Source organism: Streptomyces pactum (assembly GCF_002005225.1).
Lineage (GTDB): Bacteria > Actinomycetota > Actinomycetes > Streptomycetales > Streptomycetaceae > Streptomyces > Streptomyces pactum_A.
The window spans coordinates 5,969,275-5,980,784 of record NZ_CP019724.1 but is presented as its reverse complement, the minus strand read 5'-3'; the positions used below and the strand labels follow the sequence as shown (position 1 = coordinate 5,980,784).

General features: G+C 69.0%; 11 protein-coding genes. 3 read left to right on the top strand and 8 right to left on the bottom strand.

From position 1 onward, the window contains the following. Positions 1-71 precede the first annotated feature (71 nt). The gene (locus tag B1H29_RS25545) at positions 72-1,238 is read right to left on the bottom strand and encodes an HpcH/HpaI aldolase/citrate lyase family protein (protein ID WP_055416711.1); all 1,167 of its coding nucleotides are present in this window, start codon (positions 1,236-1,238) and stop codon (positions 72-74) included. A 208-nt stretch (positions 1,239-1,446) separates the two neighbouring features. Between B1H29_RS25545 and B1H29_RS25540 the strand changes: the two genes are divergently transcribed. Further along, complete coding sequence (locus tag B1H29_RS25540) at positions 1,447-2,475, top strand: TerD family protein (RefSeq protein WP_055416712.1); 1,029 nt, start codon at positions 1,447-1,449, stop codon at positions 2,473-2,475. A gap of 57 nt (positions 2,476-2,532) precedes the next feature. On the opposite strand, the gene B1H29_RS25535 is transcribed toward B1H29_RS25540, so the two are convergent. From B1H29_RS25535 to B1H29_RS25510, 6 genes are all read right to left on the bottom strand, one after another. Next, a complete protein-coding gene (locus B1H29_RS25535; RefSeq protein WP_055416713.1) occupies positions 2,533-3,270 on the bottom strand; it encodes a TerD family protein in 738 nt (245 codons plus the stop codon). Between the two features lie 167 nt (positions 3,271-3,437). After that, entirely contained in the window at positions 3,438-4,580 is a 1,143-nt protein-coding gene (locus B1H29_RS25530) for a DUF475 domain-containing protein (RefSeq protein WP_055416714.1), read from the bottom strand. A gap of 49 nt (positions 4,581-4,629) precedes the next feature. Next, a complete protein-coding gene (locus tag B1H29_RS25525) occupies positions 4,630-5,205 on the bottom strand; it encodes a TerD family protein (RefSeq protein WP_055416715.1) in 576 nt (191 codons plus the stop codon). Positions 5,206-5,314: 109 nt separating this feature from the next. Continuing rightward, entirely contained in the window at positions 5,315-5,890 is a 576-nt protein-coding gene (locus B1H29_RS25520; RefSeq protein WP_053130137.1) for a calcium homeostasis/redox stress adaptation protein, read from the bottom strand. 143 nt (positions 5,891-6,033) lie between these two features. Beyond that, positions 6,034-6,492 (bottom strand): peroxiredoxin, encoded by a 459-nt coding sequence (locus B1H29_RS25515; RefSeq protein WP_055416716.1) that lies wholly within the window; start codon positions 6,490-6,492, stop codon positions 6,034-6,036. Between the two features lie 126 nt (positions 6,493-6,618). Next, complete coding sequence (locus B1H29_RS25510) at positions 6,619-7,056, bottom strand: DUF3052 domain-containing protein (protein ID WP_055416717.1); 438 nt, start codon at positions 7,054-7,056, stop codon at positions 6,619-6,621. 385 nt (positions 7,057-7,441) lie between these two features. Between B1H29_RS25510 and aceE the strand changes: the two genes are divergently transcribed. Further along, the gene (gene aceE, locus B1H29_RS25500) at positions 7,442-10,198 is read left to right on the top strand and encodes a pyruvate dehydrogenase (acetyl-transferring), homodimeric type (RefSeq protein ID WP_055416718.1); all 2,757 of its coding nucleotides are present in this window, start codon (positions 7,442-7,444) and stop codon (positions 10,196-10,198) included. An 83-nt stretch (positions 10,199-10,281) separates the two neighbouring features. Next, a complete protein-coding gene (locus B1H29_RS25495) occupies positions 10,282-11,142 on the top strand; it encodes a potassium channel family protein (protein WP_079160451.1) in 861 nt (286 codons plus the stop codon). Here the strand turns inward: B1H29_RS25495 and B1H29_RS25490 are convergent. Next, positions 11,127-11,432: a hypothetical protein gene (locus B1H29_RS25490; protein WP_055416719.1), complete on the bottom strand. Its 306-nt coding sequence runs from the start codon at positions 11,430-11,432 to the stop codon at positions 11,127-11,129. The two genes, B1H29_RS25495 and B1H29_RS25490, sit on opposite strands and share 16 nt — an antisense overlap. Between the last annotated feature and the right edge of the window lie 78 nt (positions 11,433-11,510).

The following is an 11,510-nucleotide window of genomic DNA, read 5'->3' as shown; positions in this document are numbered from 1 at the left end:
CTCCCGTTGTCCACCGCGGCGTGGGCCCTTGCGTCGGTCATGGATTCCTTGCGTTCGGTCGGACAGGGCGTTCAGTCGGACAGGCCGGCGGCGAGCAGTTCCACGAAGCCGATGTCCTCGTTGGCCACCCCGAAGACCTCCGCGCGCAGCAGGGTCCGCTCGGCCCAGGCGCGGTGGGGCTTCACCTCGTTCATCTTGTTCGTGTAGGCGGACCTCAGTACACCCCCGCCGCCGCGTTCGGGCCGCAGGATGTCCTGGGCGTCGCTGAACTCCTCGTGGCTGACCACGGACAGCGCGTGCACGGGGAGCACGTGCGAGGGGTGGATGCAGGTCTTGCCCAGCAGGCCGTTGGCGCGGTCCAGGGAGATCTCCCGCAGCAGACCGTCCATCGCGTGTTCGATCAGCTTCTGACGCAGTTCGACGGCCTGCACCTCCAGGAAGGGGCTCTGCCGCAGTTGCGGTTTGAACATCCTCTCCTGGACGCGGAAGTACTCCCAGACCGGCCCGGTCACCGTGAAACCGGTGCCGTCGGCCCGGGCGAGCATGTTCACCACGTCGGCGATCACGGAGGCGACGATCTGGACGTCGTACGCCGTCATGTCGGGGCCCCTGCGCAGCCCGTAGGAGGAGCAGAAGTCGGTCACGCCGAGACGCAGGGCGAGCACGCGGTCGCGGTACTTGTCGACCGCGCGGAAGATGCCCTCCAGCGTCTGCACGCGGGTCTCCCGGTACAGCAGGTCCGGGGACTCCAGCACGGGCATGGCGAAGAGCCGGTGGCCGGTGGCCGCCTCGGCGGAGGAGAGCGCCTCCAGGAAGGGCACGCCGCGTTCCTCGGTGAACTTCGGCAGCACGAAACCGGACAGCAGCCGCACGGCGGGGCCGAGGCGTCGCACGAGGTCGGGTATCTGCTCGGGGGTGCGGACCCGGACGAAGAGCAGGGGGACGTCGACGTCGGAACGTTCCGCCAGGTCCATGAGCTGGCGGACGAGGTTCTCCTCGCCGACGGGTACGTCGGCGTCGTCGATCGAGTCCTCCAGGCACAGCACCATCGACACCACACCGCACGCGCCCTGTTTGAGGACGTCGTCGGCGAGTCTGGGCCTGGTGGCCGGGCTGTAGAGCGTGGCGCCCAGGGCCGCGGACAGCAGGCGGGCCGGGGAGTCCGCCGTGAAGGTGCAGGGCTCCTGGTGGAAGAGACGCTTCCGCACTTCAGGGGCAATCTGTCCGAAATGACGCATCAAAACTCCCCCGTGGTGTCTGGGCGACCTGTGAACTGTCCGAAGGTGGCCGGTAATAGTACGTACGTATCCATGTCGGAGGTTCCCACCGGGCATGAATTCCAGGTAACCCGGGCATGTCGGCGGCGGCTACCCGGGGCGAGCGGACACGACCCGAGTACCCGCCCCCGCGTTGTCGTGACCAGGACCGAGAAGGCAGGATGACGGCATGACGCACGCGATGCTGAAGGGGTCGAACGTCCCGCTGCAAGCCACCACGGTACGCGCCGTGCTGCGCTGGGCACCCGGGCAGGGGGTCCCCGACATCGACGCCTCCGCCCTCCTGCTGGGGCCCGACGACCGCGTGCGTTCCGACGAGGACTTCGTCTTCTACAACCAGCCCCGGCACCCCTCGGGTCAGGTCTGGCGGCTCGGCAAGAAGCGGGTCGCCGACGGGCTGACCGACACGATCCAGACAGATCTCTCCGGGGTCGAGCCGTCCGTGGGCCGCATCCTGCTGATCGCTTCGGCGGACGGCGTCACCTTCGACCGGGTCCGGTCGCTGCGCATCCTGCTGCACGACGCCACGGCCGCCGACGCGGAACCGCTGGCGTACTTCGACGTCAAGCCGGAGACGGGCCAGGAGACGGCGCTGATCTGCGGCGAGCTGTACCGGCGCGGGGAGGGCTGGAAGTTCCGGGCGCTGGGCGAGGGCTACTCGAACGGGCTCAGGGGGCTGGCGACCGACTTCGGCATCTCGGTGGACGAGTCGGAGGGGATGGACGACCCCACCTCGGCCCCCCGGCCCGAGGCCGCCACGGGCACCCCCGCCCATCCCGCGCCGGCCCAGCCCACGTCCGCCCAGCCCACGTCCGCCCAGCCCACGTCCGCCCAGCCCACGTCCGCCCGGTCGACGCCCGCCGCGTCCGCTCAGTCGACGCCCGCCCCGCCGGTGGTCGGCCCCGGTCAGCCGACGACCGTCCAGCCCGTCCCGGACGTCTCCCGGCCGCTGCCCCCGGAGCAGCCCGCCGGAGTGCCGGCGCAACCCGCGTACGGCTATCCGCAGCAGCCGCCGACGACACAGCCGGCCTACGGCTACCCGCAGCCGGCCGGACGGCCCGATCACGGGTATCCGCAGGCTCCCGCCGCCGGGGTCACCGGCGCGCAGTCCGGCTACGGCTATCCGCCGCCGGTCACCGGGGCACCCGACCCGGACTTCCGGCTGCCGCCGCAGGGTCCGCAGTTCGTCGGGCGGTAGACGCCCGGGCGGCTGTACGGGCGGTGGGGGCGGGGCCTCGGCGGTACGAGCGAGGTGTCAGCGCTCCGCCTTGCTCTTGTGCCCCCGGCCCCACTGCAGGCCCCACCCGTACAGCCGGTCCAGCTCCCCCTGGAAGCCGTACACGAACTTCACCTCGCGACGGACGAAGACCTCGTCCTTGATGTTCTCGATCATCACCACGGCGCAGGACCGGGCCTGCGGATGGCGCTCGTCGAGGCCTATCTCGATGCGAGGGCCGTTGCTCGGGTAGAGCGTGACGATGGCGTGCGTCCGGTCGAAGGCCGGGGTCTGGTCATAGATGTAGGCGAAGATCAGGAGGCGCTTTATGGCGTCCTTGTGGTCGAGGTTGACGTAGATCGTCTCGCCGGAGGCCGAGCCGAACCGGTCGTCGCCGCTGAGCTTGACGTACGGCGGGCCGTTGACGTCGCCCAGGAAGCCGCCCAGCGGCTGGACGACCCCGCGGGTGCCGTCCTGGAGCTCGTAGAGGCAGCCGAGGTCGAGGTCGACGTTGACCATGCTCTGGCTGTGGCCGACGACCTCGGGGGGCTTGAGCGCCTTGAAGGGGTGCCGCAGCAGGCTCTCGCGCCGCGTTCCCATGATGTCCGAGGTCCGCATCCGCCAGGAGAGGTTGATGCGCAGGTTGCCGGTCGCCGCGCCCTGTTTGGTCAGGGAGACCTGGCTGTGCCGTTTGGTCAGCTGGATGGAGTTGGTCGCCGCGCTGCCCGAGTCGAACTCTGCCTCGCGACCGCGCCACAGACCGTCCAAGAAGCCCATTCCCGCCCCCACCTTCGCTCGAACCACCGGCCGCGGACCGCCGACGGGGCGGCCCCGAGGAGTCGTCCTCGTCGGCCGCCCCGCACAGAGCGTTCCTCGCCCGGGCCGTGTTCACACCGAAGGAGCAAGCACACCGGGGGCGAACCCGGCCCGGGAACAGAAGGGTTTCACACCCCGGAGGAGACCTCCGCCTTCTCCTTGCCGCCGTCTCCGCCGGCCGCCGCGAGCCGCTTGTTGCGGCGGACGGAGGACCAGAAGGAGGCGCCGATCAGGACCACGCCGATCATGCCGGTGATGAACTCGTTGATCTCGTACTGGATGGTCACCAGCAGGACGACGGCGAGGGCGCCGATGGCGTAGTGGGCGCCGTGCTCCAGGTAGACGTAGTCGTCGAGGGTGCCCTCGCGGACCAGGTAGACGGTCAGGGACCGCACGTACATGGCGCCGATACCGAGGCCGAGGGCCATCAGGACGATGTCGTTGGTGATGGCGAAGGCGCCGATGACGCCGTCGAAGGAGAACGACGCGTCCAGGACCTCGAGGTAGAGGAACATGAAGAACGCGGCCTTGCCGGCCAGCTTGACGGCCGACTTGGGCTTGCCGGCGCGTTCGGCCTGCTCCTCGGCCTCGTGCTCGCGCTCCTCCTCTTCCTCGAGCTTGTCCTCGAAGAAGCCGGAGAGACCGCCGACGACCAGGTAGGTGATCAGGCCGGCGATACCGGAGAGCAGGACCGTCTCCGCCTTGTCGGCGTGGGTGCCGCCGTGCTGGTGGGCGTGGGCGCCGAAAGTGAGCGCGGAGATCAGCAGCACGATCAGGGCGATGCAGGCCGACAGCATGTCGACCTTGCCGAGCTTGGACAGCGGGCGCTCCAGCCGGCCGAGCCACTTGATGTCCCGGTCCTCGAAGATGAAGTCGAGGAAGATCATGAGGAGGAACATGCCACCGAAGGCGGCGATCGACGGATGGGCGTCCGTCACCAGCTCCTGGTAGCGGTCCTTGTCGGTGAGCGCGAGGTCGACGGCCTCGATCGGCCCGAGCGACGCGCTGACCGCGACGATGACGACCGGGAAGACCAGGCGCATGCCGAAGACGGCGATCAGGATGCCGATGGTGAGGAAGATCTTCTGCCAGAAGGCATTCATCTTCTTCAAAATCCCGGCGTTGACCACCGCGTTGTCGAAGGACAGCGAGATCTCCAGGACGGACAGGATCGCCACGATGCCGAAGGCGGCCCACCCCCCGTAGAAGACCGCGGCCACCAGGCCGAGCGCGGTGACCGCGAACGACCACCCGAAGGTTTTCAGAACCACTGGCTACCCAATCGTGTTTGTACGGGGCTCCCCCGCGCCGTACGCGGCTTTACGAAACGTTGACCCCGAAGTCTAGAGCGATGCCCCGGAGCCCCGACGCGTACCCCTGCCCCACGGCACGGAACTTCCACTCGCCCTGATAGCGATAGAGCTCGCCGAAGATCATCGCGGTCTCCGTGGAGGCGTCCTCGCTGAGGTCGTAGCGGGCGAGTTCCTGGCCGTCGGCCTGGTTGACGACCCGGATGAACGCGTTGCTGACCTGGCCGAAGGTCTGGCCGCGCTCGTCGGCCATATGGATCGACACCGGGAAGACGATCTTGTCGCACTGGGCGGGCACCCCGGAGAGGTCGACCAGCACCGACTCGTCGTCACCGTCGCCCTCACCGGTGAGATTGTCGCCGGTGTGCTCGACCGATCCGTCCGGGCTCTTGAGCTGGTTGTAGAAGACGAACCACTCGTCGCCGAGCACCCGGCCGCCGCCGCACACCAGTGCGCTGGCATCGAGGTCGAAGGGTGCTCCGGTGGTGGAACGCGCGTCCCAGCCCAGCCCGACCAGTACCTGTGTGAGGTTCGGTGCGGCCTTGGACAGGGAGACGTTGCCTCCCTTGGCAAGCGTGACGCCCATGGTGATCCCTCCCCGGGTGATGGTTCTTGGGTTTCCTGCGCGTCCGGCGCCGCACGTAAACCGTGCGGCGCCGGACGGTCGAGGCCGTCGCCTCGGACGTATCGGTGACTCAGACGTTCACGCCGAAGTCCTGGGCGATACCGCGCAGGCCGGAGGCGTAGCCCTGGCCGATGGCGCGGAACTTCCACTCCGCACCGTGCCGGTACAGCTCGCCGAAGACCATGGCGGTCTCCGTCGAGGCGTCCTCACTCAGGTCGTAGCGGGCGATCTCGGCGCCGCCGGCCTGGTTGACGACGCGGATGAACGCGTTGCGCACCTGGCCGAAGGACTGCTGGCGGTTCTCGGCGTCGTAGATCGAGACCGGGAAGGTGATCTTCTCGACGTCGGCGGGCACGGTGGCGAGGTCGATCTTGATCTGCTCGTCGTCGCCCTCGCCCTCACCGGTGAGGTTGTCACCGGTGTGCTCGACCGATCCGTCGGGGCTCTTGAGGTTGTTGAAGAAGATGAAGTGCGCGTCACTGGCGACCTTGCCGCCGCTGTTCAGCAGCAGCGCGCTGGCGTCGAGGTCGAAGTCGGTGCCGGTCGTGGTGCGGATGTCCCACCCCAGACCGACGATGACCGCGGTCAGGCCGGGGGCCTCCTTGGTCAGCGAAACGTTGCCGCCCTTGCTGAGGCTGACTCCCACGAGTCCTCCATTGGTGTCCTGGGGCGGGGAGCCCCGTGGTGCGTGGATATCGGATCAACGATTCGATCCTAGTGACGGGTTCCCGCCCCTCGCAGGCCCTGGGACCGACAAATCACATGGTGTCGGTCCGCGGGGCGCGTCGATCACAGGTTGTCGAGCGCCTTCACGTACTCGGTCAGGTCACGGGCGTCCGGCAGGCCGTTGACCACGGTCCAGCGCACGACGCCCTCCTGGTCGATGATGAAGGTGCCGCGGACGGCGCAGCCCTTGTCCTCGTCGAAGACGCCGTAGGCGCGCGAGACGTTGCCGTGCGGCCAGAAGTCGGACAGCAGCGGGTACTCCAGGCCCTCCTGCTCGGCGAAGACGCGCAGGGTGTGGATGGAGTCGTTGGAGACGGCGAGCACCTGGGTGTCGCGGTCGGAGAACCGCGGCAGGTTGTCGCGCACCTCGCACAGCTCGCCGGTGCACACGCCGGTGAAGGCGAACGGGTAGAAGAGCAGCACGACGTTCTTCCGGCCGCGGAAGTCGGACAGCCGGACGGTCGCGCCGTGGTTGTCCTTGAGTTCGAAGTCGGGGGCCTTGTCGCCGACCTGGAGCGTCATGTCCTGTTCGTCCCTTCGTAGGGTGGTTCGCTGGAACCACCCTACGCAGGGGTCATCGCGGGTCCGCGGACGGGCCGACGGCGGTCGGCCCGTACGGGGTCCTGGTGTGGTGCGGAGCCTGGGCGGCTACCGCTTGGACTTGGCGGCCTTGGGCGTCGCCAGCCGGCTGCCGCTCCAGTCCTTTCCGACGCTGACGCTCTTGGACGCCGTCAGTCCGGCCGTCGTCGCGGCTTCCGAAATGTCGCTGGCCTCGACGTACCCCGAACGGCCGGTCTTCGGCGTGAGGAGCAGGATCGCCCCGCCCTCTTCGATGTACGTGGTGGCATCCACCAGCGCATCCGTCAGGTCGCCGTCGTCGTCACGGAACCACAGCACGACGGCATCGGCCACGTCCTCGTAGTCCTCGTCCACCAGCTCGCCCTCGACGGCGCCCTCAATGGCCTCGCGGAGCTCCTGGTCGACGTCGTCGTCGTAGCCGATCTCCTGGACCACCTGCCCGGGCTGGAACCCCAGCCTGACGGCAGGGTTCGTCCGCTCCTCCGCGTGGTCCGCGGTCGCGCTCACGGGTTGCCTCCTGATCATGTCTTGGTGAATATCTCAGCCACGCGCGTGCGCGAAGCATTGGCCGTAGTCCACACGGGCGGGACGGATCGCGCAAGTACCCGGCGACTGGGACCGCCGAAACGGTGACGATCCCGGCCGTGTCGCCGCAACTCCAGCCATGCCGTCCAGACCGAAGGTGACGTACACCACACCTATCTGCCCCGTTTGCGTATTTGGGAACCATGTGTGGGTACGAGACTCGAATGAACGTGCCCCCGATCCCCATGGGAGGACCGGTTACCCCACGGTACAGATGACGTTTGCCCCCGCGAGGTACACGATGGGGATTCGGCGGGGAATCGGCGCGACACCCGGCAAAGTTGCCCTCTGACAGCGAAGGAACAGCGTGGCTTCCGCATCCGATCGCAGTGATCGCAATCCGATCATCATTGGCGGCCTTCCCAGTCAGGTTCCTGACTTCGATCCCGAGGAGACCCAGGAGTGGCTCGACTCCCTCGACGCCGCCGTCGACGAGCGCGGCCGGGAGCGGGCCCGCTATCTGATGCTGCGGCTGATCGAGCGGGCCCGCGAGAAGCGCGTGGCCGTGCCCGAGATGCGCAGCACGGACTACGTCAACACCATCCCGACCAAGAGCGAGCCGTTCTTCCCCGGCAACGAGGAGATCGAGCGCAAGATCCTCAACGCCACCCGCTGGAACGCGGCGGTGATGGTCTCGCGCGCCCAGCGTCCCGGCATCGGCGTCGGCGGCCACATCGCGACCTTCGCCTCCTCGGCGTCCCTGTACGACGTGGGCTTCAACCACTTCTTCCGGGGCAAGGACGAGGGCGACGGCGGCGACCAGGTCTTCTTCCAGGGACACGCCTCGCCGGGCATCTACGCGCGCGCGTACCTGCTGGACCGGCTCAGCGAGGAGCACCTGGACGGCTTCCGGCAGGAGAAGTCGAAGGCGCCCCAGGCCCTGTCGTCGTATCCGCACCCGCGGTCGATGCCGGACTTCTGGGAGTTCCCGACGGTCTCGATGGGTCTCGGCCCGATCGGCGCGATCTACCAGGCGCGGATGAACCGCTACATGCACGCGCGCGGGATCGCCGACACGTCGCGCTCGCACGTGTGGGCCTACCTCGGCGACGGCGAGATGGACGAGCCGGAGTCGCTGGGCCAGTTGTCCATCGCGGCCCGCGAGGGCCTGGACAACCTGACCTTCGTCGTCAACTGCAACCTGCAGCGCCTCGACGGCCCGGTGCGCGGCAACGGGAAGATCATCCAGGAGCTGGAGTCGGTCTTCCGGGGCGCCGGCTGGAACGTCATCAAGCTGGTGTGGGACCGCACCTGGGATCCGCTGCTCGCCCAGGACCGCGACGGTGTGCTGGTCAACCGCATGAACACCACCCCGGACGGCCAGTTCCAGACGTACGCCACCGAGTCCGGCGCCTACATCCGCGACCACTTCTTCGGCGACGACCACCGGCTGCGCGCGATGGTCGAGAACATGACCGACGACCAGATCCTGCACCTGGGGCGCGGCGGTCACGACCACCGGAAGATCTACGCGGCGTACAAGGCGGCCCTGGAGCACAAGGGCCAGCCGACGGTCATCCTGGCCAAGACGATCAAGGGCTGGACGCTGGGCCCGAACTTCGAGGGCCGCAACGCCACGCACCAGATGAAGAAGCTGACGGTCGACGACCTCAAGCGCTTCCGCGACCGGCTGCACCTGCCGATCTCCGACAAAGAGCTGGAGTCCGGCCCGCCGCCGTACTACCACCCCGGCCGGGACACGGAGGAGATGCAGTACATGCACGACCGCCGGCTGGGTCTCGGCGGGTACGTGCCGACCCGGGTCGTACGGTCGAAGCCGCTCGCACTGCCGGACGACAAGACGTACGCGACCGTGAAGAAGGGGTCGGGACAGCAGTCCATCGCGACGACGATGGCCTTTGTGCGGCTGCTGAAGGACCTCATGCGGGACAAGGAGATCGGCAAACGGTTCGTGCTGATCGCGCCGGACGAGTACCGCACGTTCGGCATGGACTCGTTCTTCCCGAGCGCGAAGATCTACAACCCGCTCGGACAGCAGTACGAGTCCGTGGACCGGGACCTGCTGCTCGCCTACAAGGAGGCGCCGACCGGGCAGATGCTGCACGACGGCATCTCGGAGGCGGGCTGCACGGCCTCGCTGATCGCGGCCGGATCGGCGTACGCCACGCACGGCGAGCCGCTGATCCCGGTCTACGTCTTCTACTCGATGTTCGGTTTCCAGCGCACCGGCGATCAGTTCTGGCAGATGGGCGACCAGTTGTCGCGCGGTTTCGTGCTGGGCGCGACCGCCGGCCGTACGACGCTGACCGGTGAGGGCCTCCAGCACGCGGACGGCCACTCGCAGTTGCTGGCCTCGACCAACCCGGCCTGTGTGGCGTACGACCCGGCCTTCGGCTTCGAGATCGCGCACATCGTCGAGGACGGTCTGCGCCGGATGTACGGCGCGGACGAGCAGCACCCGCACGGCGAGGACGTCTTCTACTACCTCACCGTCTACAACGAGCCGATCCAGCACCCGGCCGAGCCGGAGAACGTGGACGTCGAGGGCATCCTCAAGGGCATCCACCGCTTCAGCGAGGGCACGGGCGGCTCGATCCCGGCGCAGATCATGGCGTCCGGGGTCGCGGTGCCGTGGGCCGTCGAGGCGCAGCGGATCCTCGCCGAGGAGTGGAACGTGCGCGCCGACGTCTGGTCGGCGACCTCCTGGAACGAGCTGCGGCGCGAGGCGGTGGGGTGCGAGGAGCACAACCTGCTGCATCCCGAGGAGGAGCAGCGGGTGCCGTACGTGACGCGGAAGCTGGCCGGTGCGCAGGGGCCCTTCGTGGCGGTGTCCGACTGGATGCGGTCGGTTCCGGACCAGATCGCGCGGTGGGTGCCGGGGACGTACCAGTCGCTGGGCGCGGACGGGTTCGGCTTCGCGGACACGCGCGGTGCGGCGCGGCGCTTCTTCCACATCGACGCGCAGTCGATCGTGGTGGGGGTGCTGAGCGAGCTGGCGCGTGAGGGGAAGGTCGACCGGTCGGTGCTGAAGCAGGCGATCGACCGGTACCGGCTGCTCGATGTGGCGGCGGCGGATCCGGGAGTCGCGGGCGGCGACGCCTAGCACGTCGGCGGTGCGCGGGGAGGCGGCGGGCGCGGAGTCCGTCGCCTCCCCCGTTTCCGTCGGGGGAACCTACGATTCGGGGCATGAGTACGGACGCGGACATACGGCGGCAGACGGCACAGGAACGCTGGGAGCGGCACAGCCAGCGGCCCCTGCTGGCGCTGGCCGTGCTGTTCGCCGTCGCCTACGCCACGCCGATCGTCGACAGTTCGTCGAGCCCGGCCGTGACGCGGGCGTGCCTGGTGACCGAGTGGGTGGTGTGGGGGGCGTTCACGGTCGACTACCTGGTGCGGCTGCGCCTCGCCCCGCACCGTCTGAGGTTCGTCCGCACCCACTGGCTGGACCTCTGCGCGGTGGTGTTGCCGCTGCTGCGGCCCCTGAGACTGCTGCGACTGGTCTCGACGCTGCTCCTGGTGGGGCGGCGGGCGCGGATGGCCTCGCAGATCCGGCTGACGACCTACGTCGCCGGCTCGGTGTTCGGGCTGCTGATCTTCGGGTCGCTGGCGGTGCTGTCGGTGGAGCGGACCGCGCCGGACGGGAACATCCGGACCCTGGGTGACGCCATGTGGTGGTCCTTCACGACGATGACCACCGTGGGGTACGGGGATCTCGCGCCGACGACCGCGATGGGACGGGTGCTGGCCGTCGGCCTGATGCTGTCCGGGATTGCGCTGCTCGGCGTGGTGACCGCGAACATCGCGGCATGGTTCATCGCCAGGTTCGAGAGGGACGACGTGGAGGGACGGCGGCGGACCGAGGCCATTCACGCGCTCACGGAGGAGGTCCGGGCGCTGCGGGCGGAGGTGGCCGAGTTGCGGCGGCCCGGCGGCGCGGTGCCGGACCCGTCCCGGAACGACGCCGTGCCCGACGGCCCCGACGGCCTGGAGCCCCCGAGCCACCGTCCTCGGGGGCCACTGGCCGTGCCGGGTCAGAACATGCCGTAGCCCGGCGACGCCGCCCCGGCGAGCCAGACGGCCGCCACAAGCGTGTCGATGACGCCCAGGACCAGGGCGACCACGGCCGGTACCGGGCGGGGACCCGCCCAGCTTCGGCCCATGGCGAGCCAGCCGCAGACGATCGCGGCGGGGCCGAGGACGATCCCCAGCACGAAGAACCCGGCGACCGCGCAGACGACTCCGACGACCGTGAGCGTCGCGCGATCCGGCCCGGTCCGTGACCACGTCCGGCCACGTGAGCGGGGGTGCCCGCGCGATCCTTGTCCGAAGCTCGCCATCGTCAACTCCCTGAACTCCTCGTGGAGTTCGGGTACCCCCGTGCGGCGCCTTATGCCTGCCGCGAACGTGCTGCCTGC

Coding starts and splice junctions, on each gene's coding strand:
- B1H29_RS25525 (WP_055416715.1), bottom strand. CDS start 5,205: ATGGGCGTCACGCTTGCCAAGGGAGGCAACGTCTCCCTGTCCAAGGCC.
- B1H29_RS25490 (WP_055416719.1), bottom strand. CDS start 11,432: ATGGCGAGCTTCGGACAAGGATCGCGCGGGCACCCCCGCTCACGTGGC.
- B1H29_RS25545 (WP_055416711.1), bottom strand. CDS start 1,238: ATGCGTCATTTCGGACAGATTGCCCCTGAAGTGCGGAAGCGTCTCTTC.
- B1H29_RS25540 (WP_055416712.1), top strand. CDS start 1,447: ATGACGCACGCGATGCTGAAGGGGTCGAACGTCCCGCTGCAAGCCACC.
- B1H29_RS25535 (WP_055416713.1), bottom strand. CDS start 3,270: ATGGGCTTCTTGGACGGTCTGTGGCGCGGTCGCGAGGCAGAGTTCGAC.
- B1H29_RS25495 (WP_079160451.1), top strand. CDS start 10,282: ATGAGTACGGACGCGGACATACGGCGGCAGACGGCACAGGAACGCTGG.
- B1H29_RS25515 (WP_055416716.1), bottom strand. CDS start 6,492: ATGACGCTCCAGGTCGGCGACAAGGCCCCCGACTTCGAACTCAAGGAC.